At 63.9% G+C, this 20,110-nt stretch carries 19 protein-coding genes; 2 read left to right on the forward strand and 17 right to left on the reverse strand.

From position 1 onward, the window contains the following. Positions 1 to 11: 11 nt before the first annotated feature. From AB4Z43_RS19635 to AB4Z43_RS19650, 4 genes are all read right to left on the reverse strand, one after another. Complete coding sequence (locus AB4Z43_RS19635; RefSeq protein ID WP_019862986.1) at positions 12 to 1,301, reverse strand: cysteine desulfurase-like protein; 1,290 nt, start codon at positions 1,299 to 1,301, stop codon at positions 12 to 14. A gap of 49 nt (positions 1,302 to 1,350) precedes the next feature. Then, entirely contained in the window at positions 1,351 to 2,025 is a 675-nt protein-coding gene (locus tag AB4Z43_RS19640) for an amino acid ABC transporter permease (protein ID WP_019862987.1), read from the reverse strand. Between the two features lie 150 nt (positions 2,026 to 2,175). Next, the gene (locus AB4Z43_RS19645; protein WP_019862988.1) at positions 2,176 to 2,973 is read right to left on the reverse strand and encodes an ABC transporter substrate-binding protein; all 798 of its coding nucleotides are present in this window, start codon (positions 2,971 to 2,973) and stop codon (positions 2,176 to 2,178) included. 395 nt (positions 2,974 to 3,368) lie between these two features. After that, complete coding sequence (locus AB4Z43_RS19650; protein WP_080644013.1) at positions 3,369 to 4,130, reverse strand: HpcH/HpaI aldolase family protein; 762 nt, start codon at positions 4,128 to 4,130, stop codon at positions 3,369 to 3,371. Between the two features lie 123 nt (positions 4,131 to 4,253). Here AB4Z43_RS19650 and AB4Z43_RS19655 point away from each other — a divergent pair, with 123 nt between their 5' ends. Further along, positions 4,254 to 5,348 carry an LLM class flavin-dependent oxidoreductase gene (locus AB4Z43_RS19655; RefSeq protein ID WP_064984550.1) on the forward strand — a complete coding sequence of 365 codons (1,095 nt, stop codon included), beginning with the start codon at positions 4,254 to 4,256 and terminating at the stop codon, positions 5,346 to 5,348. Here AB4Z43_RS19655 and AB4Z43_RS19660 read toward each other — a convergent pair. The 13 genes from AB4Z43_RS19660 to AB4Z43_RS19720 form a co-directional block, all read right to left on the reverse strand. Next, on the reverse strand, positions 5,345 to 5,758 hold the full coding sequence (locus tag AB4Z43_RS19660; RefSeq protein ID WP_019862992.1) for a RidA family protein: 414 nt from the start codon (positions 5,756 to 5,758) through the stop codon (positions 5,345 to 5,347). The genes AB4Z43_RS19655 and AB4Z43_RS19660 overlap by 4 nt on opposite strands. Positions 5,759 to 5,822: 64 nt before the next feature. Next, positions 5,823 to 6,971, reverse strand: a complete 1,149-nt coding sequence (locus tag AB4Z43_RS19665) for an acyl-CoA dehydrogenase family protein (RefSeq protein WP_441938766.1) — start codon at positions 6,969 to 6,971, stop codon at positions 5,823 to 5,825. 210 nt (positions 6,972 to 7,181) lie between these two features. Further along, entirely contained in the window at positions 7,182 to 7,994 is an 813-nt protein-coding gene (locus AB4Z43_RS19670; protein ID WP_441938767.1) for an enoyl-CoA hydratase family protein, read from the reverse strand. Beyond that, positions 7,991 to 8,461 (reverse strand): MarR family winged helix-turn-helix transcriptional regulator, encoded by a 471-nt coding sequence (locus AB4Z43_RS19675; RefSeq protein ID WP_010913223.1) that lies wholly within the window; start codon positions 8,459 to 8,461, stop codon positions 7,991 to 7,993. The genes AB4Z43_RS19670 and AB4Z43_RS19675 overlap by 4 nt, the downstream gene beginning before the upstream one ends. Next, complete coding sequence (locus AB4Z43_RS19680) at positions 8,455 to 9,228, reverse strand: SDR family NAD(P)-dependent oxidoreductase (RefSeq protein ID WP_441938768.1); 774 nt, start codon at positions 9,226 to 9,228, stop codon at positions 8,455 to 8,457. Before AB4Z43_RS19680 ends, AB4Z43_RS19675 begins: the two co-directional genes overlap by 7 nt. Next, entirely contained in the window at positions 9,225 to 11,519 is a 2,295-nt protein-coding gene (locus AB4Z43_RS19685; RefSeq protein WP_202360947.1) for a bifunctional salicylyl-CoA 5-hydroxylase/oxidoreductase, read from the reverse strand. The genes AB4Z43_RS19680 and AB4Z43_RS19685 overlap by 4 nt, the downstream gene beginning before the upstream one ends. Positions 11,520 to 11,662: 143 nt before the next feature. Beyond that, complete coding sequence (locus AB4Z43_RS19690) at positions 11,663 to 12,262, reverse strand: VOC family protein (protein WP_027047708.1); 600 nt, start codon at positions 12,260 to 12,262, stop codon at positions 11,663 to 11,665. Between the two features lie 77 nt (positions 12,263 to 12,339). Continuing rightward, the gene (locus AB4Z43_RS19695; RefSeq protein WP_202360946.1) at positions 12,340 to 13,176 is read right to left on the reverse strand and encodes an ATP-binding cassette domain-containing protein; all 837 of its coding nucleotides are present in this window, start codon (positions 13,174 to 13,176) and stop codon (positions 12,340 to 12,342) included. Then, entirely contained in the window at positions 13,169 to 14,047 is an 879-nt protein-coding gene (locus tag AB4Z43_RS19700; protein ID WP_202360945.1) for an ABC transporter ATP-binding protein, read from the reverse strand. The genes AB4Z43_RS19695 and AB4Z43_RS19700 overlap by 8 nt, the downstream gene beginning before the upstream one ends. Beyond that, complete coding sequence (locus tag AB4Z43_RS19705; protein ID WP_171903239.1) at positions 14,044 to 14,913, reverse strand: ABC transporter permease; 870 nt, start codon at positions 14,911 to 14,913, stop codon at positions 14,044 to 14,046. The genes AB4Z43_RS19700 and AB4Z43_RS19705 overlap by 4 nt, the downstream gene beginning before the upstream one ends. Beyond that, positions 14,879 to 15,886 (reverse strand): ABC transporter permease, encoded by a 1,008-nt coding sequence (locus tag AB4Z43_RS19710; RefSeq protein WP_019863001.1) that lies wholly within the window; start codon positions 15,884 to 15,886, stop codon positions 14,879 to 14,881. The genes AB4Z43_RS19705 and AB4Z43_RS19710 overlap by 35 nt, the downstream gene beginning before the upstream one ends. 91 nt (positions 15,887 to 15,977) lie before the next feature. Then, positions 15,978 to 17,507 (reverse strand): ABC transporter substrate-binding protein, encoded by a 1,530-nt coding sequence (locus tag AB4Z43_RS19715; protein WP_019863002.1) that lies wholly within the window; start codon positions 17,505 to 17,507, stop codon positions 15,978 to 15,980. Positions 17,508 to 17,618: 111 nt separating this feature from the next. Beyond that, positions 17,619 to 19,193: a phytoene desaturase family protein gene (locus AB4Z43_RS19720; RefSeq protein WP_441938769.1), complete on the reverse strand. Its 1,575-nt coding sequence runs from the start codon at positions 19,191 to 19,193 to the stop codon at positions 17,619 to 17,621. Between the two features lie 119 nt (positions 19,194 to 19,312). Here AB4Z43_RS19720 and AB4Z43_RS19725 point away from each other — a divergent pair, with 119 nt between their 5' ends. Next, the gene (locus AB4Z43_RS19725; RefSeq protein WP_010913233.1) at positions 19,313 to 20,104 is read left to right on the forward strand and encodes a cyclase family protein; all 792 of its coding nucleotides are present in this window, start codon (positions 19,313 to 19,315) and stop codon (positions 20,102 to 20,104) included. Positions 20,105 to 20,110: the final 6 nt, after the last annotated feature.

Here is a 20,110-nt window from a genome sequence, read left to right on the forward strand (position 1 = left end):
ACCTTCATCGATCAGGACAGCCTGGCGATAATCGCACGCAACGCCTCGCCGAATTTGTGCACTTCCTCGACCGTGTTGTAGTGCACCAGCGAGGCGCGGATGGCGCCGCTGTCCATCGACAAATTGAGGCGCTTCATCAGCCGCGGCGCATACATGTGGCCGTCGCGGATGCCGATCTGCATCTCGGCCATTTCCTCGACGATCCGCTGCGGTGACAGTCTGTCGATGTTGAAGCAGAAGGTCGGCACGCGCTCGTTGATGCGGGCTTCGTCAGCAACACCGTAGATGGTCGCGCCGCAACCTTTCAGCACGGCAAGCATCTCGCGCGCCAGAAGCAGCTCATAGTCGCGGATGGCGCCCATGCCGGCGACGATGTTTTCGCGCCGCGAGCGGTTGTTGGATGGAGCCAGATTGCGGCCGATCAGTTCCAGATACTGCACGGCGGCATCCATGCCCGAGACATTCTCGTAGATGAAGGTGCCCGCCTCGACCTTGTAGGGCGGTTCGTCGGGGATGAAATCCTCGCGGAAGGTCGGCAGCCGCTTGAGCGTTTCGAAGCGGCCCCAGAGAAAACCCATATGCGGCGAGAAATTCTTGTAGCCGGAGCAGACGAGATAGTCGCAATCCCAGGCCTGCACGTCGATCAGCCCGTGCGGACCGTAATGCACGCAGTCGAGGAACACTTCCGCGCCGGCTGCATGCGCGATCTCGGCCACCGAGGCGACATCGACGATCGAGCCGATCGAATGCGCCGTCACCGTGCAGGCGACGAGGCGGGTGCGCTCGGAAACCAGTGGGCGCAGATCATCGACATGCAGATTGCCGTCCTCGCGCATGCGCCACCATTTGAACTTGGCGCCGACGGGTTCCAGCGCCAGCCAGGTGGCGATGTTGGCGTCATGGTCCATGTCGGTGATGATGATCTCGTCTCGCCCCCCATCCATGTCTTTGGCGAGCATCTGGCCGATGCCGAGGCTGACGAGCCGGATGAACGAGGTGGCGTTCATGCCGAAGCAGATTTCCGCCGGGCTATAGGCATTGATCAGCAGCGCCACGCTTGTCCGGGCGTCGGCGACGGACTGATCGACGGTGACGCTGCGGCCATAGCGGCCGCCACGCTGCACATTGTGCGAAACCAGATGGTTGGTCACCGCGTCGAGCACGCTTTGCGGGATCTGCGCGCCGGCGGCATTGTCCATGAAGATGAAATCGCCGGCCCGCTGCAGGGCGGGAAACATGGCGCGGATAGTGTCGACGGGGAACGCTGAGGCGTTCGCATTGTCGGTCTGGTGCTTGTTCACGGGTTACGCTCCTGCGAAGAATTTGGCGGGTGGAGATCGGTTGGCGAGGTCAGCGCGCCTTCTCGGTCTTGAAGCGGTCTTCAAGCAGGCTGACGAGGCGCACCATCGGCCAAAGGAAAATGAGATAGACCAGTGCGGCGCCGATCAGCGGCGAGGGGTTGGCGTAGAGCGACTGGGCGTTGGTCGCTTCCTTCAGGAGTTCCGGCAACGCCACGGTCGAGGCGAGCGAGGTGTCCTTGAACATCGAGACGCAATTGCTGGTCATCGGCGGGATGACCACGCGGATCGCCTGCGGCAGCACGACCTTGCGCAAGGTCAAGAGGAACGGCAGGCCAAGCGCCTGCGACGCCTCAAACTGGCCTTTCGGAATGCTTTCGATACCGGAGCGGAACACTTCGGCCGAATAGGCCGACATGATGAAGGCGAAGGCCGTCACGGCGGACGCCCAGGACGACAGGCGGATGCCGAGGAAGGGCAGCGCGTAATAGATCAGGATCAGCACCACCAGCACCGGCAGCGCGCGAAAAATGTCGGTGTAGCCGACCGCCAGCCAGCGCACCGGCTTCGGCGCATAGAGCCGCAGCAGGCTGATCACCAGGCCGATGGGGATGCCGATGCCGATGCTCAAAATGCCAAGCAGCAGCGTGTTCAGGAAGCCGCGCAGCAGCGCCGGCAGGCTGGACATGATGACATCGGGATTGAAGAAGGTGTCGATCAGCGACATGGGAGCGTTCCCGAACCCCAAAGCCAGGGGTGCTCAGAGTTAAGACCAATCGACCTCGCCATGGCGAGACGGTCCGCGCGGCAGCGGCGCCGGAGCAGGAAATGAATCGTGCCGGCCTGGAAAGCCGGCACGATTTCAGTGCATCTCCGCTCAGGCCTTCGGCAGCGGCATTTCCTTGACGGTCGAGGAATCGGCCGGCGCGTCGCTGCCGAACCATTTCTTGTGGATCGCGGCCAGCGTGCCGTCCTTCTTCATCGCGGTCAGCGCGTCGTTGAGCTTGCCGAGCAGCGGATGGTCCTTGGTCATCATCAGGCCGTACTGTTCGCCGGTCTTGATGCGCTGCTTGACCTTCAGATCCTTCATCTTGGTGAAGGAGTATTCCATGCCCGGAATGTCGCTGACGGCGGCGTCGACGCGGCCGGCGCTGAGGTCGAGCAGCAGGTTCTGCTGTGTGTCATAGCCCTTCACATCGCTGAAGCCGTCGGCTTCCTGATGCGCCTTGACCCAGGTCTCGCCGGTCGAGCCGGACAGCACGCCGACGATCTTGCCCTTGAGGTCGGCTTCGGTGTTAACAGCGCTGTCGGTCTTGGTGGCAATGCCCATGTCGGAATCATAATAGGGCTGGGTGAAAGACTGCGACTTCAGCCGCTCGGCCGTGATGGTGATCGACGAGATGGCGACGTCGATGCGCTTCGACGTGGTGGCCGCGAACAGCGCCTGGAAGCCGAGATCGGCGATATCGGTGGTCATGCCGATGCGCTTGGCCGCTTCGTTGACGATGTCGACTTCAAAACCCTCGAAAGTGCCGCTCTCGTTCTTGTACTCGAAGGGCGGATTGGTCGGGTAGGCGCCGACATTGAGCACATCGGCGGCATAAGCCGTGGCGGGGCCGGCGGCAATGCCGATGGCAGCGGCGAGCAGGATGAGATTGCGACGTGTCAGGTTCATGGTGTTCCCTCTGGGGTATCCCCTCTGGTTGTTGATCGGGCGGGGCTCGCCCCGCACGGTTTCTTGCCGTCCCGCCTCCCAGCGGGGCGTCAATTCATGGCAGCGACCTGCGCGCGCGGTTGGCGATGGTCTCTGTTTGCGGATCACGGATCTGGCGGCGCCCGCCGTCGGAAGCACAGCGTGCGCTGGATGATGACTGGGGCAGCATGAACGACAAGGACTGAACCCCCCGAAGCACCACGATGGATTGGCCGGTAACCCCTGTGGCACGGCCGCCGTCATCGATCTTGAATGCTTATCCAAAGTGGGGCGCATTTCAAGGCGAAAGTTTTAAGCTTAAAAAGCTTGGCTTGCGTGTTGCTCCAGCGATACGCCTTTTGTCTGGCCGCGCCTGTCTATGCCAATTCGTCGCGCGCCGCGGCAGCGTTGGCCGCGGCGCCGGCGCCCAGAAACATCGTGTCGCTGGCCAGCACGAAGAAACTCGCGCCGATGCCTGCCCACCGGCCGATGGTCTGTGGGCTGGCGCAAAATATGCCTGATGTCTTTCCATGGGCGATCGTGGCAGCAATGATCGTCCGGATCGCTACATTGAGCTTGTCGGCGCCTTGCGGTCCGATCGCGTCGATCGACACCGAAAGGTCGCCGGGGCCGACGAAGATCACGTCGACGCCGTCGACGGCCGCGATCGCATCGATGTTGGCCAACCCCTCCGCGGTCTCGACCTGGACCGCGACGACGGTCCTGTCGTTGGCGCCGGCAAGATATTCGGGAATGCGATAGCCATAGCCGGCGGCCCGGCCAGGCCCGACGCCACGCTCGCCCAGCGGCGGATAGCGCGAGGCCTTCACGGCTGCTTCGGCCTGGGCAGCGGTCGAGACGCGCGGCACCAGAACGCCTTGCGCGCCGCTGTCCAGCGCCGCCTGGATGGCTTCCGGTGCATGGCCGGGAACGCGCACCATCACCGGCACGCGATGCACGTCGGCCGCGCGGACCATGGTCTCGATCATGTCGCGCGAGATCTGCGCATGCTCCCAGTCGATGCAAAGGAAGTCGAGACCGGACAGTGCCATCACCTCGACAGCGACCGGATGGGGAATGGCGGCAAACGAACCGACGAGGTTTGCCTTGCCGATGCATTTCTGGCGGAATTCGCTCATGCCGATCCCCTTTGTCGTCTGGCCCAAACTCATATCCGCAAACGGCGGCGAGGCGAAGCTATTTCAGGCTTGAAATATTTTGCCGCCACCGTAGCGTGTGATCTCCCGCCGCGAGTTCGAGACATGATGAAAACGCATCCGTTGCACGGCCCGAACAAACTGAAGCTTGGCGTCTTTTCGACCAATGCCGATGGCGGCCTTGCCATATCAGATGTTCCGGAACGCTGGGCGGCGAACTGGCAGGACAATCTGACGGCGGCGCAGATCGCCGACCGTGCCGGCTTGGAGTTCATGCTGCCGATCGCCCGGTGGCGTGGTTTCGGCGGCCGCAACAAGGTGCGCGAGTGGTCGTTCGAGACCTTCACCTGGGCGGCGGCCCTCAGCATGGCCACCGAACAGATCGGCCTGTTCATGACCGTGCATGTGCCGCTCGTGCATCCGCTCTATGCCGCCAAGGCGCTGGCGACGGTCGACCATATCAGCCAGGGCCGCGCCGGCCTCAACATCGTCTGCGGCTGGAACCCGAAGGAATTCGGCATGTTCGGTACGCCACTGGTCGAGAAGGGCTACGACCAGGCGGCCGAATGGATCGAAATCCTCGAGAAGCTCTATGCGTCGTCCGAGCCGCTCGACTATGAAGGCACTTACTATCACCTGAAGGAAGCGGTGAGCCGGCCGGCCAGCCTGCAAGTTCCGCGACCGGTGACGATGAACGCCGCGTTCGGCGGGCCGGGCCGCGATTTCGCCGCCGCCCGGTGCGACTACCTGTTCACGACCTTTTCCGAGATGAGCGATGCCGGCAAGCATGTCGCCGACATTCGCGAACGCGCCGACAAGGTGGGCCGCGATGTCGGCGTCTACACGGTGGCGCATGTCGTCTGCCGCCCGACGATGGAAGAGGCGCAGGCCTATTACACGCGCTATGCCGTTGATATGGCCGACCACGACGCGGTCGATGCCCACATGGCCGGCAAGAAGGAATTCTCGCAATCGCACGACCCGCATGCCTATGACCGCTACCGGCAGCGTTTCGCCGGCGGCGCCGGCACCTATCCGCTGATTGGCACGCCCGAAACGATCGCCGCCGACATGGCCGCCATTGCCGGGCAGGGTTACCAGGGCATCGCGCTGTCATTCGTCAATTACACGCAGGAACTGCCCTATTTCTGCGACCACGTGTTGCCGATTTTGAGGAAGGCAGGCCTGCGGGTAACTTAGTCCAGACGAACGAGTTCGTCCGGTATCACAGCGGTGGCCTGGATCTCCACCTTGGCGCGATCCTCGACCAGCGCCATCACCTGCATGGCGGCCATCGCCGGGAAATGCCGGCCGATGACCTCGCGATAGGCTTCGCCGAGCCCCCTGAGATTGGCGAGATACTCGGCCTTGTCGGTGAAATACCAGGTCATCGAGGTGATGTGCTGTGGTTCAGCGCCGGCCTCGGCCAGCACAGCGACGATGTTTTGCAGCGTCTGCCGCACCTGGCCGACGAAGTCGTCGGTTTCGAACTGGCACTGCCCGTTCCAGCCGACCTGTCCGCCGACGAAGATGAGCCGTCCACGCGCCGCGACGCCGTTGGCGTAGCCGACCGGTTTGGCCCAGCCTTCCGGCTGCAGAATCTCATGCATTTGAAGCCTCCCGGTATTCCTGAAAACCAAGTCTCGAAATCGAATGCCCGTCAATTTCATGCCGTCAGGCCGCGCCCATCACTTGCCGCGCGATGACCACTTTCTGCACGTCGGAGGCACCCTCATAGATGCGAAGCGCGCGGATCTCGCGATACAGGCTTTCGACGATGTGGCCTTTGCGCACACCATCGCCGCCATGCAACTGTACCGCTCTGTCGATTACCTCTTGCGCCTTGTCGGTGGCGAACAGTTTTGCCATCGCCGCCTCGCGAGTTACCCGCGCGGCGCCCATGTCCTTGGTCCAGGCGGCGCGATAGACGAGAAGTGCCGCCGCGTCGACGTCGAGCGCCATGTCGGCGATGTGGCCTTGCACCATCTGCAATTCGGCCATCGGGGCGCCGAACAGGTTGCGTTCGGCCACTCTGCTGATGCTTTCGTCCAGCGCCCGGCGGGCAAAGCCGAGCGCCGCAGCGCCGACGGTCGAGCGGAACACGTCGAGCACAGACATGGCGATGCGGAAGCCATCGCCGGACTTGCCGATCAGCGCCGATGCCGGCAGGCGGACTTTGTCGAAGGACAGCCGCGCCAGCGGATGTGGCGCGATCACTTCGAGGCGCTCAGCGATGCCAAGGCCCTTGGCGTTGCCCGGTACGATAAAGGCCGAAAGCCCCTTGGCACCCGGCGCCTCGCCGGTGCGGGCAAAGACGATGTAGAGATCGGCGATGCCGCCATTGGAGATCCAGGTCTTTTCGCCTGACAGAACATAGCTGTCGCCGTCGCGGGTCGCCGTCATCTCGGTGTTGGCGACATCCGATCCCGAGCGCGGCTCCGACAGGGCGAAGGCCGAGATTACCTTGCCGGCCCGCGTCTTCGCCAGCCATTGCTGTTGGTCCGCCGTGCCGAACAGGCTGAGCGCGCCGGTGCCCAGCCCTTGCATGGCAAAGGCGAAATCGGCGAGCCCGTCATGGCGCGCGAGCGTCTCGCGCGTGATGCATAGTGTCCGCACGTCGAGCGGGCCGGAATTGTCGGTGTCGACAGCTGTCGGCTTCAGCCAGCCGTCACGGCCAAGCTTCGCCACCAACGCGCGACAGGCGGCATCGACGTCGTGATGATCGACGGGAAGGTTTTTCGCGCACCATGCTTCCAGGCTTTCGGCAAGTTCGCGATGGCGGTTCTCGAAGAACGGCCAGTTGAGAAAGGATCGGTCAGGCATGGAGGTAACCTTCCGCGTGTCGTTGCGAGGCACCCCTCTCTGTCCTGCCGGACATCTCCCCCGCAAGGGGGGAGATTGGCAGCTTTGCCGACGGCTTCGACCTGGCGACGTTGGAGATTGGCGAAAACAGGACGTACAGCTGATCTCCCCCCTTGCGGGGGAGATGGCCGGCAGGCCAGAGGGGGGGGCCTGGGCGAAAACCGATCATCCTCAATTCCCCTCGAACACTGGCTTTTGCTTGGCCACGAACGCCTTGTAGGCGCGCTCGAAATCGCGCGTCTGCATGCAGATCGCTTGTGCCTGCGCTTCGGCCTCGATCGCCTGGTCGAGACCCATCGACCATTCCTGGTTGAGCTGCGTCTTGGTGATGCCGTGGGCGAAGGTCGGGCCTGAGACGATGTGCGCTGCCATGTCGAGTGCATCCGCCTCGAGGGAGGCCGCATCGACCAGCCTGTTATAAAACCCCCAGCGCTCACCCTCGGCGGCCGTCATGGTGCGGCCCGTATAGAGCAGTTCCGCGGCACGGCCCTGGCCGATGATGCGCGGCAGGATCGCGCAGGCGCCCATGTCGCAGCCGGCTAGGCCGACGCGAGTGAACAGGAACGCGGTCTTGGCCTCCGGCGTGGCGATGCGGATGTCGGAGCTCATGGCGATGATGGCGCCGGCGCCGACCGCCACGCCGTCGACGGCGGAGATGATCGGCTTGCCGCAATTCAGCATCGCCTTGACGAAATCGCCGGTCATGCGGGTGAAGGCGAGGAGCTGCTTCATATCCATCTTGACCAGCGGACCGATAATGTCGTGGACATCGCCGCCGGAGCAGAAATTGCCGCCATTGGAGAGGAACACCACGGCGTCGACATCGTCGGCATAAACGAGGTCGCGGAACGCATCGCGCAACTCGGCATAGCTGTCGAAGGTCAGCGGGTTCTTGCGCTCCGGCCGGTCGAGCCGGACCTTGGCGATCCTGCCCTCGACCTCCCAGAGGAAATGCTTCGGCTTCAGCCCGGCCATCCCGGTCATTCGCGTCCCTCCCAGTTGCTGCGGAACGAGGTCAGCATGCCGGTCAGCCGGCGGGCGTCCTCCTCGCTGACCTTGCCCAGCAATTCGCCGATCCAGCCCTCATGGGCGGCAGCGATCGTGGCAAAGGATTTGGTGCCTTCCTCGGTCAGCCGCACCATGGAGGTGCGGCGGTCGCCATTGCGGCGGGCGCGAGCGACCAGCCCTTCCGAAACAAGCCGGTCGACAATGCCGGTGACATTGCCGTTGGAGACCAGCAGGAAGCGCGACAGGTCGCTCATCAGCATGCCTTCCGGCACGCGGTACAGCGCCGCCATCACGTCGAAGCGCGGCAGCGTCGTGTCGAATTCCTTCTTCAGGCGCTCGCGCAACTCGGCCTCGATCGTGCGCGAGGCGCGCAGCAGCCTGATCCACAGACGCAGACGGTCCTTGCCGGGTCCCGACGGTGCGGGCAGGGGGCCGGCTACCATGTTTCGCCTCCTGAGATGGAAATTGCCTGTCCGGTGATCGATGACGCCGCATCGCCACACAGCCACAGCACGGCGGCGGCGACTTCCTGCGGCTGGATGAAGCGGCCTTGCGGATTGGTCGAGACAAGGCTCGCCCGCGCCTCGCCGGCAGAGCGGCCGGTCTTTTCGATGATGCGCTGGATGGACTCTTCCAGCATGTCGGTCTCGACGAAACCCGGGCAAACCGCGTTGACGGTGACGCCGGATTTCGCGGTTTCCGCCGCCAGTGCGCGCATCAGCCCAACGACGCCATGCTTGGCCGCCACGTAAGGTGCCACGTAAGCGTAGCCCTTCAACCCTGCCGTTGAGGCAATGAAGATGATCCGTCCTGTCTTGCGCGCAGCCATCCCGGCCAGCGCAGGTTTCACCGTCAGGAAGGCGCCAGTCAAATTGACGTCGAGCGTCTTCTGCCAATCGGCCAGCGTGGTCTTGTTCGCTGGTGTGCTGCCGGCCATGCCGGCATTGGCAATGACGATGTCGAACGGCCCGCGCGCGGCTTCCGCCGCGTGGTAGAGCGAGGCCATCGACGCCTCATTGGTGACATCGGCGGCAATACCGAAGATACGGCCGCTTTCGACGGCCACCTTGGCAAGCTCCGCTTCGCGGCGGCCACAGATGGTCACATTGATGCCCGCTTCCGCCAGCGCCAGCGCTATGGCCCGGCCGACACCGGAGCCACCACCAGTGACCAGCGCATGCTTGGCGGAGATCGCTGGTGCCGCCGTCATACTTTGAGCCCCGCGGCCGCATCGCGCTCGGCCAGCCGGTAGATCTGGTCGCGGCCGGGCAGGTAGGGATCCGGCCATTTGACGCCACGGTCGCCGAGCGTCACCGCCGCATGCAGCGTCCAGTAGGGATCGGCCAGATGCGGCCTTGCCAGCGCCACCAGATCGGCGCGGCCGGCCATCAGGATCGAATTGACATGGTCCGGCTCATAGATGTTGCCGACCGCCATCGTCGCCATGCCGACCTCGTTGCGGATTCGGTCGGAAAACGGCGTCTGGAACATGCGGCCGTAGACCGGCTTGGCCAGTGCCGATGTCTGCCCGGCCGAGACGTCGCATATGTCGACGCCGGCTTCGTGCAGCAGCCGCGCGATCTCGACCGCGTCGGCCGGCGTCACGCCTTCGATGCCGACCCAGTCATTGGCCGAAATGCGCATCGAGATCGGCTTCTCCGTCGGCCAGGCGGCGCGCACCGCGTGGAAGATTTCGAGGGGATAGCGCATGCGGTTTTCCAGTGAGCCGCCATATTCATCCGTGCGCCGGTTGGTGACAGGCGTGATGAAGGACGACAGGAGATAACCATGCGCGGCATGGATCTCCAGCATGTCGAAGCCGCAACGGTCAGCCATCTCGGCCGAAGCCACGAATTGGTTGCGCACCAGGTCCATGTCGGCGCTGTCCATCGCCTTCGGCACCTGGTTCTCAGGCGACCATGCGACAGCCGATGCCGCCATGACAGGCCAGTTGCCCGACGCCAACGGCACGTCGGTGCCTTCCCAGCCGAGTCGGGTCGAACCCTTGGCGCCGGAATGGCCGATCTGGGCGCAAATCTTGGCCTCGGTCTCGGAATGGACGAAATCGACCAGCCGCTTCCACGCCACTTCGTGTTCGGGCGCGTAGAAGCCGGGACAGCCGGGCGTGATGCGGCCTTCCGGGCTGACACAGGTCATCTCGATATAGACGAGCCCGGCGCCGCCCTTGGCACGCTCGGCATAGTGGGTGAAATGCCAGTCGGTCGGGCAGCCGTCGACGGCCTTGTACTGCGCCATCGGCGAGACGACGACGCGGTTCTGCAGCTTCATGTCGCGCAGCTTGAACGGCGCAAACATCGGCGCGCGGCGCAGCCTGTTGCGGCCGGCACCCGCCTGGCGCTGGAACCATTCTTCCGCGCCGCCCAGCCATTCGGCATCGCGCAGCCGCAAATTCTCGTGGCTTATGCGCTGCGAGCGGGTCAGCAGCGAATAGTTGAACTGCACCGGATCGAGGCCGAGATAGCGTTCGACCTCCTCGAACCATTCGAGCGAATTACGCGCCGCCGATTGCAGCTTCAGCACTTCGGTGCGGCGCGCATCCTCATATTTGCGGAAGGCGGCATCGAGGTCCGGCTCGGTTTCCACATACTCGGCCAGCGCCACCGCGCTTTCCAAGGCGAGTTTGGTGCCGGAGCCGATCGAGAAATGCGCCGAGGCCGCCGCGTCGCCCATCAGCGCCAGGTTCTTATACGACCAGCGTTCGCACAGCACGCGCGGGAAATTGATCCAGGCCGAGCCCCTGATGTGGTTGGCATTGGTCATCAGCGCATGGTCGCCGAGATGCTTGGCGAAGATGCGCTCGCACACCGCGATTGATTCCTGCTGCGTCATCGCGCCGAAGCCGAAGGCAGCCCAGGTCTGTTCGCTGCATTCGACGATGAAGGTCGCCGTCTCGCTGTCGAACTGGTAGGCGTGCGCCCACACCCAGCCATGCTCGGTCTTCTCGAAGATGAAGGTGAAGGCGTCGTCGAATTTCTGGTGGGTGCCGAGCCAGACGAATTTGCATTTGCGGGTGTCGATGTCGGGCTTGAAGATGTCGACGAAAGTGTTGCGCGCCCTGGAATTCAGCCCGTCGGCGGCGACGACCAGGTCATGAGTCTCCATGTAAGGCTTGGGATCGGCGATATCGGTCTCGAACATCAGCTTGACGCCGAGCTCGCGGGCGCGGCGCTGCAATAGGATCAGCAGCCGCTTGCGGCCGATGCCGCAAAAACCATGGCCTGACGAGACCGTGCGCACGCCGTCATGGATGACGGCAATGTCGTCCCAATAGGCAAAATGCTTCTTGATCCAGACGGCGCTGACCGGATCGTTTTTGGCGAGGTTATCAAGCGTTTCGGCCGACAGCACCACGCCCCAGCCGAACGTGTCGTCGGCGCGGTTGCGCTCGAACACCGTCACATCGTGCGCGGCATCCCTGAGCTTCATCGATATGGCAAAGTAGAGGCCGGCTGGACCGCCGCCGAGAACCGCAACCTTCATCTGTGCGATCTCCTCTTCGCTTGCTGCCTTGTGAGTATCGCGCCAGCGGCAAAATATTTCAAGCTTAAAGTTTTATGTCGAAATCATTGTCCTGATACCGGGCGGCGCGCTTGCGTGTCGTCCCGCAAGCGCGCGCCGAAGGATCACTTTTCCGGGTTCTTCGGGCTCCACAGCACCGTCTCGGCACCTTTCTCATAGGCCATGCCGTCGGGGTAGCTGATCGCTTCCAGCTGCAATCCCCAGGGCGCCTGGAAATAGAGAATGGTCTGGCCGGCGGCGGGGCCTTCCTTGACCGGCAGAGGTCCCATGCGCGTCTTGACGCCCTTGCCGTCGAGATAGGCCTTGGCGGCGGCGACGTCGTCGACATAGAGGGCGATGTGGAAGCCGCCAATGTCGCTGTTCTTCGGCGTCAGATCCTTCTGGTCGGGCGCGGTGTATTTGAACAGCTCGATGTTCGAGCCATAGCCGCAACGCACCATGGTGACCTGCTCGATGACGGCCTTGGGATCGACGCCCAGAAGGTCCTGCATGAAGGTGCCCTTGTCGTCGGCGAACGGGCCGAACGACATCGCCTTCTTGCAGCCGACCACCTCGGTGAAGAAGTCGACCGCCTGCTTCATGTCGGGGACGGTGATGCCGGTGTGATCGTGGCCGCGCATGCCGGGGATCGAATCCGCCGAGGCCATGCCGGCGCCGCCAAGGACAGCGGCGGCAAGCGTTGCATTTCGAAGTATCGTCTTCATGTCAGTCCTCTCCATTGGCGGGACCTGGGTCTTTGCGGTCGCATGTCCGAAACCCGCTTTTCGGCATGCGAATGCATTCATGTCGGGGCTTTGGCGGCGGCCGGAATGTCCAGCCAGCCGGCGTCGATCTCGGGCAGCGGAATGGCCGCGATGAGGTCGCGCGTGTAGACTTGGCTGGGGTTGTCGAACAATGCGTCGGTGGCGCTGGCCTCGACGATCACGCCTTCGCGCATGACGATGACTTGCCGGCACAGCCGCCGGATGACCGACAGGTCGTGGCTGATGAAGGCGACGGTCAGGCCCATCTCCGCTGCCAGCTTCTCCAGCAGGGTCAAGATCTGCGCCTGCGTCGAGACGTCGAGACCGGAGACGATCTCGTCGGCCAGCACGAATTTCGGCGACAGCGCCAGCGCACGGGCAATGCCGACCCGCTGGCGCTGGCCGCCCGACAGCTCGTGGCGGTAGCGGCTGGCAAAGCTCTGCGGCAGGCCGACCCGCTGCAGCGCCTCGGCGACGCGTTCCTTGAGCCTGTCGCCAAGCCCGTTCTGCTTGAGCGGCGCGGCGATGATGCTGGCGATGGTGCGGCGCGGGTTGAGCGACGACATCGGATCCTGGAAGATCATCTGCAGGTCGCGGCGTAAACGCCGCAGCTCCGCCTCCGGCAGATGGGTGATGTCGCGGCCCTCGAAGCTGACGCTGCCCGCGCTCGGCTCCAGGAGACGAACCAAAGCGCGGCCAAGCGTCGACTTGCCGGACCCGGACTCGCCGACGATGCCGGTCACCGAGCCCCTCGGCAGGTCGAAGTCGAGCCCTTTCAGGATTTCGGCCAACGGCGCACGGCCGATCAGCGGCTTGCGCGTCATGTCGGGCAAGGCGACCTTCAGCCCGCGCACGGAAAACAGCGGCTCAACCATGCGGCCGCCTCCACGCCAGGTCCGCTGCCGCGATCTCCGCGGCAAGCCCGGCCAGCACCGCTTCGTCCACGGGTCTCAGCGAGGCGAAAGGGTCGGTGTAGCGCGGCGTCGCCGCCATCAGCGCCCGCGTATAGGGGTGCTGCGGGGCGGCGAAGAGCGCTGCCGTGTCGGCCTCTTCAACCACCTTGCCTGCATAAAGCACCGAGACCTTCTGGCTGATCTTGGCGACGACGCCGAGATCATGGGTGACGAACAGGATCGCGGTGCCGTGCTCGCGCTGCAAGGCGGCGATCAGGCGCAGGATCTGCTTCTGCACGGTGACGTCGAGCGCCGTGGTCGGCTCATCGGCGACGATCAGCCGGGGTTCGGCGGCGAAGGCGGCCGCGATCAGCACGCGTTGGCGCATGCCGCCGGAGAGCTCATGCGGGTAGCTTTTCAGCACGCGCTCGGGGTCGCGGATCTGCACCTCGTCCAGCAACTGCCGGATGCGCGTGTCGGCCTTCTCGCCGCTCCAGCCAAGGATGCGCACCAGCCGGTCGGTCATCTGCGGGCCGATGCGGCGCGACGGGTTGAGCGCGGTTAGTGGATCCTGCGGGATCAGCGCCGTGCGGGCGCCAACCAGCGTGCGCCTTGCCTTGGGCTGAAGCTTGCCGAGGTCTTCGCCTTCGAGCAGCATGTCGCCCTCGACGATGCGCACGCTCGACGGCAACACCCCGAGCACCGCCTTGCCGATCATCGTTTTGCCGGCGCCGCTCTCGCCGACCAGCGCGCGGACCTCGCCGGGCTGCACGGCGAGCGACACCGAGCGCAGCACGCGCCGGCCGTTCGGCAGCACGGCGCTGAGATTGGCGATGTCGAGACAGGCGCTCATCGCAGCACCGGGTCGAAACGCGCCTTCAGCGCTTCGCCGAACTGGCTGAACGACAGCACGGTGAGGATCAGCGTGATCAAAGGAAACACCAGCACCCACCAGGCCTGGTGGATCGATAGACGGCCTTCCGCAATGATGCCGCCCCAGGTCGGATCGTCGGTCGAGATCGACAGATTGACGAAGGACAGGATCGCCTCGACGATGACGGCGATGCCCATCTCCAAGGACAGCAGCGCCACGATCGACGGCACCACATTGGGCAGCACTTCGCGCAGCATGATGCCGATGCGGCCATAGCCGGCGATGCGGGCATTCTCGACATAATCCATGCGCGACTGGCCCATCGCCTCGGCGCGGATCACCCGGCAGAAGCGCGTCCAGTCGATGATCGCAATCGCCAGGATGACGGAGCTGAGGCCCGTGCCCAGCACCGCCACCAGCAGGATGGCGAACAGCACCGGCGGAAACGCCATCCAGATATCGACGATGCGCGAAATGATGCGGTCCGCCCAGCCGCCGAAATAGCCTGCGATCAGCCCGAGCGTCGAGCCGACGAGGCAGGCGGCGATGGCCGCGGCAAAAGCGACGATGAAGGCGATACGGCCGCCGAAGATCAACCTGGACAACAGATCGCGGCCGAGGCTGTCGGTGCCCAGCCAATAGCCGGGCTCGGCGCCATCGAGCCAGAAGGGCGGCAGCCGCTCCAGCATCAGATCCTGCGCCAGGGGGTCTTGCGGCGCGACCAGCGGCGCGAAGATCGCCGCCAGCAGCGCCAGCAGCAGCCAGCCGCCGGCGAGCCACAGCCTGGGGCTCAGTCCGCGTCTTGAGGCCCTATCCATGACGCAGCCTCGGATTGAGCAGCGCATACATCATGTCGACCACGAGATTGATCAGCACGAACAGCAGCGCGAAGACCAGCACGATGCCCTGGATCAGCGGCAGGTCGCGGTTGATGACGGCATCGATCGCCATGTTGCCTAGGCCTTCGTAGGAAAACAGCCGCTCGACGATGACGGTGCCGCCGATGAGGAAGGTGAACTGTACGCCGACAAGGGTCAGCGTCGGCAAAGCCGCGTTCTTCAGGGCCTCGCGCAGGATGACCTGCGTTTCCGAAAACCCCTTCACCCGCGCCAGCACGACATAGTCGAGGTCGAGCACTTCCTTCAGCGACTGTTTCAGCAGTTGCGAGATGATCGCCGCCAGCGGCAGCGCCAGCGCCACCGCCGGCATCAGCATGTGTTTCAAAAGGTCCCAGGTCAGGTCGAAGCGCAGCCGCAGCAGGCTTTCGAAGAAATAGAACTGGGTGGCGAAGGGCAGGTCGAGCTGCGGCGACACCCGGCCGGAAATGTCGAAGATCGGCACCAGCACGCCGAACAACAGGATCAGCACCAGGCCCCAGAGGAAATCGGGAATGGAGAGTGCCGCCCCGCTGGCGATGTCGATACCGGCTTCCACCGCCGTGCCGCGTTCGCGCGCGCCGAGAACGGCCGTCGTACCGCCGAGCGCCACTGCCATGATCAGCGCGACGATGGCCAGTTCCAGCGTGGCCGGCAGCCGGTTGAAGACGAGGCCGAGCACATCCTGCCGCAGCGAAATCGAGGTGCCGAAATCGCCGCGGATAACGCCGGACAGCCAGATGAAGAATTGCTGCACGATGGTCTTGTCGAGCCCGTAGAGTGCCCGCAGCCGGGCGATGTCGTCATCCGTCGCGCCGGGCGGCAGCATCATGGCGATCGGATCGCCGGGCGCGACGCGGATCACGACGAAGACGACGACGGCCACGCCGAACAGCGTGATCAGCATCGTCAGAAGACGAATCAGGAATCGTTGCAGGAGCATGTAAATCTTTGCAGGAGCCCGATGGCTCGTATGCCTGATAGAAAAATGCGCGCCGTCGCTATGGACGGCGCGCGGCAATTCCAGGCCGATATCAGGCCGGGGTCATCAGGGCCGGCAGCAGCGCACCGGAAATGTGCTGCACGACATTGACCTTCTTCGAGTGCACGATCGGCTGCGCGTACTGGATGAGCGGCAGCACATAGGCCTCTTCGGCAATGTACTTGTCGACCGCTTTCCAGCCGGCGATGCGCTTGGCCTCGTCCTTCTCGCCCCAGAGCGGGCCGATCTTGGCGTCGAGGTCGTCGGTCTTCCAGGACGAGTGCGGCGAGGGTCCGAACATGGCGAAACCGGTCGAGGTGGTCGGATCGCCGATGGAATTGCCCCAGTTGTAGAAGGCCGCCGGCGCCAGCTTGTGCGCGGCGCGCAGTTCATAGTGCTTGGCGATCTCGTAGACCTCGATCTCGGCCTCGATGCCCACCTTGCGCCACATGCCGACGATCGCCTGCACCATTTCGTAGTCCTTGGGCTTGAAGCCCTTGGTGGTCTGTATAGTGAACTTCGCCGGCTTCTTGGTCGAATAGCCGGAGGCGGCGAGCAATTCCTTGGCCTTTTCCGGATTGTGCTCGACCTTGATCGACGGATCGTAGGCGGCGTATTCCGGCGTCTCCAGCGTGTCGATCGGCTGGCCGTAGCCGCGCAGCAGCCGCTTGACCAGAAGCTCCTTGTCCACCGCCATGACGGCCGCCTGGCGGACATTCTTGTCGAGCATGGCGTCCTTGTTGTTGAAGAAGATCATGCCGATGTCGGAGACATTCTTGATCGAGCCGGCGAGTCCGTCCTTGGCGATCAGCCGGTCGTATTCTTCGTAAGGGATTTCGAGCGTCACCTGCGAGGAGCCGGATTCGATCTCGGCGACGCGGCTCGCCGCATCGGTGACGAACTTGATCGTCACATTCTCGAAAGCCGGCTTACCGCCCCAATAGTTCGGATTGGCCTTCAGCCGCAGGAAGGCGTTGCGCTCGAATTTTTCCACCATGTACGGGCCGGTGCCGATCGGCGCCTTCTCGAAACCTTCGGCGCCGACCTTCTCGTAATAGGCCTTCGGCAGGATGTAGCCGGTCAGGAACGACATCCATTTGAAATAGACCGGGTCGAACTGCACCACGTCGCCGGTGATCTTGTTGCCGTCGATCTTGAAATTGTTGACGTTCTTCCAGACGAACTGGATCGGGTTGCCGGTCTTTTCGTCGCCCGCGCGCTGCAGCGACCAGACGACGTCCTCGGGCGTGAAGGGCGAGCCGTCATGCCATTTCACGCCTTCGCGCACTGTCATCATCACCTTGGTGCGGTCGTCGTTCCAGCCCCACTCGGTGAGCAGGCCGGGCGCGAAGGACAGGTCGGGCTTTTGCGGGATGATCTGGTCGAACACCGACTGGTAGAGGCCCTGGATCGTCGGATTGACAGCCGAAGGTCCGGTTGTCGGATCCCAAGACGGCAGGTTGACATTGTATGCGATGGTCAGTTCGCCGGCCGCCGCCTTGGCTATTTTCGGCAGGCCAACCGCGGCCACGCCGAGTGCCGCGGCACTGTATCCCAGCAATTCGCGTCTGTTGATTTTCATGGTCGTTCCCCTTCTTGGTTATTGTCTTTGCGCGGCACTATCCGTTCATGGGTTCAGGCTTCGTGGGCAGCAGCGCCTTGCCCCTCGTCGCCTCGATAAAATCGTCGGAGCCTACCTCCCGCCAAGCTGTTGCGCGAGCATGAAGCCCGAGGCCGCACCGGTGCCGGCGCCCGGCCATGTCGCGGCTCCCGTCAGATGCAGATTGCCGACCGGCGTGTTCCAGCCGGCATAGCCGCGCGCCGGGCGAAACAAAAAGTTCTGCGCCAGATGATGGCTGCCGCAGACCTGGTCGCCACCGACAAGGTTCGGGTTCTCGCGCTCGAGATCGATGGGCGAAAAGACCGAACGGCCAAGGATTTTGCTCCGCAGGCCGGGCGCATAGGTCTCGATGATGTCGAACACGCGCTCGGCGTAGGCGTCCTTGACCTGATCCCAATGCGCGGGCGCGATCTGCCCTCCCGCGTCGCCTGTTATCTCGGGAGGCAGCATGCGCACCTGTACCCACAACACATGCTTGCCTTGTGGCGCGCGTGACGGATCGATCGCGGTCGGCTGGCCGACGACCAGCACCGGTTCGTCCGGCAGCATGCCGGCCATTGCCTGCTGATAGGTGCGCGACATTGCGTCGAGCGAGGGCGACAGATGCACATAGGCGAACCGCCGCAACTCGGCGCCGGCACGCCAGTCCGGCAGCTCGTCCAGCGCCAGGTGGATCATCATCGTACCCGGCGCGTACCGAAATTTCTTCATCGCCGTGTCGAACCCGGCATTGCCGGAACCGCCGGGCAGCAGCTTGCCGGTCAGCGCTTTGGGCGCGACGCCTGCGATAACCGCTTTGGTCGCGGTATGCGTTTCTCCTGAAGCCAGCCGCACCCCGGTCGCCTTGCCGTTGGAAACCGTGATCTCCGCCACTTCGGCGCCGGTGACGATCTGGCCGCCGGCGGACGTCACCATGCCGGCCAGCGCCCGGATGATGGTGTCGGCGCCGCCCTTGCCCAGCACCATGCCGAAACTCTGGTTGGCCATCGATTCCAGATAGGGGAACACCGCGCCCCCGGCGATATCGGGGGCGAAGTCGAGATGCATGCCCCAAGTGGCGAGCGTTGCCCGTACATGCGGCGACTCGAACGTCTCCTCCAGCCAGGCTCGTGGCGACGACAGCAGCAGTCGGCCGGTGTCGAGCGCGCCGGACATGCCTTTCTTGCGCCACAGGTTCCACGCCGAGCCGGCCAGCGCGCGGGCGCTCATCGGCGAGCCCAGCAAGCGGAACAGATGCTCGGCCTCCGCTGGGAAGGCGGCAACCAGTCTGCGCCATGTCGCGGCATCGGCGGCGGAGAAAGCAGCCATGCGCGTGGCTGTCTTTTCCAGGTCGTTGCTGACGCCGAACCAGCGCCCATCCGGAAAGGCGCTGGCGAAACAGTCGGCGACCGGGGCGAATTCCAGGCCCTGCGCTTTCAATTCATTTGCATATTTCCGGTGAAGGGCGGAGCCGGCAAACAGGCTCAGATTCATCGCGCCGAAATCATGGCGGAAGCCGGGAAGGGTGAATTCGCGGGTCTGGACGGCGCCGCCGATTGTTGCGCTGCGCTCGAAAATCCCGATTTTCCAGCCTTTGAGCGCCAGATGCGCGGCGCATGCCAGACTGTTGTGGCCCGCCCCGACAAAGATGGCGTCGAACTCGCTCACGCCCCGTTCCCATTTCCTTTATGCTTAAAGATAATTGCAGATGCATATGTTTTCGTCTAGTAGGATATTAAGGGCCGAGACGAGCCTTGATCATCATCGAAAAGAGGGAACAGAAGACCATGGACACCCAAAAACTCCTCGGCGAAGTCGCCGGCCAGTTGCTGTCAGGCGCCATCAAGGTGGTAGACCTCTCGGCGCAGCTCGGGCCTGACACACCGCTGATCAAGCTGCCGCCGGAACTCGCCGTCGACACGCCGAAGGTCGAGATCCATTCGATCTCCCGCTATGACAAGAACGGTCCGTGGTGGGCGTGGAACTGGCTGAAGCTCGGCGAACATTCGGGCACGCATTTCGATGCGCCGCAGCACTGGATCACCGGCAAGGACTATCCTGACGGCGCCACCGACACCATTCCGGCGCAGAACTTCGTCGGCCCGGTCAATGTCATCGACTGCTCCAAGGAAGCCGCAGCCGATCACGATTTCCTGCTCACCGTCGACCACATCAAGGCGTGGGAAGCCAAGCACGGCGCCATCAACGCCGGTGAGTGGGTGGTGATGCGCACCGATTGGTACAAGCGCAACGGCTCGGAAGCCGAGTTCCTCAACGCCAACGAGACCGGCCCGCACACGCCCGGCCCGACGGCCGAGGCCATCCAGTATCTGATAGCCAAGGACATCAAGGGCTGGGGCTCGGAGACGATCGGCACCGATGCCGGCAAGGCGGGCGGCATGGAGCCGCCATTCCCTGCACACACGCTGATGCACAAGGCCAACCGCTACGGCCTCGCCAGCCTGTGCAACCTCGACCAACTGCCGCCGAAAGGCGCCATCCTGATCGCCGCACCGCTCAAGATCGAGCACGGCACCGGCAGCCCGATCCGCGCGCTGGCGCTGGTGTCGGGAAAATAGAGCGAG

The organism is Mesorhizobium sp. 2RAF45 (assembly GCF_052115225.1).
Taxonomy (GTDB): domain Bacteria; phylum Pseudomonadota; class Alphaproteobacteria; order Rhizobiales; family Rhizobiaceae; genus Mesorhizobium; species Mesorhizobium jarvisii.

Excerpts from the sequence above, each read along its gene's own strand:
- AB4Z43_RS19640 (WP_019862987.1), bottom strand. The coding sequence starts at position 2,025 with ATGTCGCTGATCGACACCTTCTTCAATCCCGATGTCATCATGTCCAGC.
- AB4Z43_RS19645 (WP_019862988.1), bottom strand. The coding sequence starts at position 2,973 with ATGAACCTGACACGTCGCAATCTCATCCTGCTCGCCGCTGCCATCGGC.
- AB4Z43_RS19650 (WP_080644013.1), bottom strand. The coding sequence starts at position 4,130 with ATGAGCGAATTCCGCCAGAAATGCATCGGCAAGGCAAACCTCGTCGGT.
- AB4Z43_RS19655 (WP_064984550.1), top strand. The coding sequence starts at position 4,254 with ATGATGAAAACGCATCCGTTGCACGGCCCGAACAAACTGAAGCTTGGC.
- AB4Z43_RS19660 (WP_019862992.1), bottom strand. The coding sequence starts at position 5,758 with ATGCATGAGATTCTGCAGCCGGAAGGCTGGGCCAAACCGGTCGGCTAC.
- AB4Z43_RS19665 (WP_441938766.1), bottom strand. The coding sequence starts at position 6,971 with ATGCCTGACCGATCCTTTCTCAACTGGCCGTTCTTCGAGAACCGCCAT.
- AB4Z43_RS19670 (WP_441938767.1), bottom strand. The coding sequence starts at position 7,994 with ATGACCGGGATGGCCGGGCTGAAGCCGAAGCATTTCCTCTGGGAGGTC.
- AB4Z43_RS19675 (WP_010913223.1), bottom strand. The coding sequence starts at position 8,461 with ATGGTAGCCGGCCCCCTGCCCGCACCGTCGGGACCCGGCAAGGACCGT.
- AB4Z43_RS19680 (WP_441938768.1), bottom strand. The coding sequence starts at position 9,228 with ATGACGGCGGCACCAGCGATCTCCGCCAAGCATGCGCTGGTCACTGGT.
- AB4Z43_RS19685 (WP_202360947.1), bottom strand. The coding sequence starts at position 11,519 with ATGAAGGTTGCGGTTCTCGGCGGCGGTCCAGCCGGCCTCTACTTTGCC.
- AB4Z43_RS19690 (WP_027047708.1), bottom strand. The coding sequence starts at position 12,262 with ATGAAGACGATACTTCGAAATGCAACGCTTGCCGCCGCTGTCCTTGGC.
- AB4Z43_RS19695 (WP_202360946.1), bottom strand. The coding sequence starts at position 13,176 with ATGGTTGAGCCGCTGTTTTCCGTGCGCGGGCTGAAGGTCGCCTTGCCC.
- AB4Z43_RS19700 (WP_202360945.1), bottom strand. The coding sequence starts at position 14,047 with ATGAGCGCCTGTCTCGACATCGCCAATCTCAGCGCCGTGCTGCCGAAC.
- AB4Z43_RS19705 (WP_171903239.1), bottom strand. The coding sequence starts at position 14,913 with ATGCGCTGCTCAATCCGAGGCTGCGTCATGGATAGGGCCTCAAGACGC.
- AB4Z43_RS19710 (WP_019863001.1), bottom strand. The coding sequence starts at position 15,886 with ATGCTCCTGCAACGATTCCTGATTCGTCTTCTGACGATGCTGATCACG.
- AB4Z43_RS19715 (WP_019863002.1), bottom strand. The coding sequence starts at position 17,507 with ATGAAAATCAACAGACGCGAATTGCTGGGATACAGTGCCGCGGCACTC.
- AB4Z43_RS19725 (WP_010913233.1), top strand. The coding sequence starts at position 19,313 with ATGGACACCCAAAAACTCCTCGGCGAAGTCGCCGGCCAGTTGCTGTCA.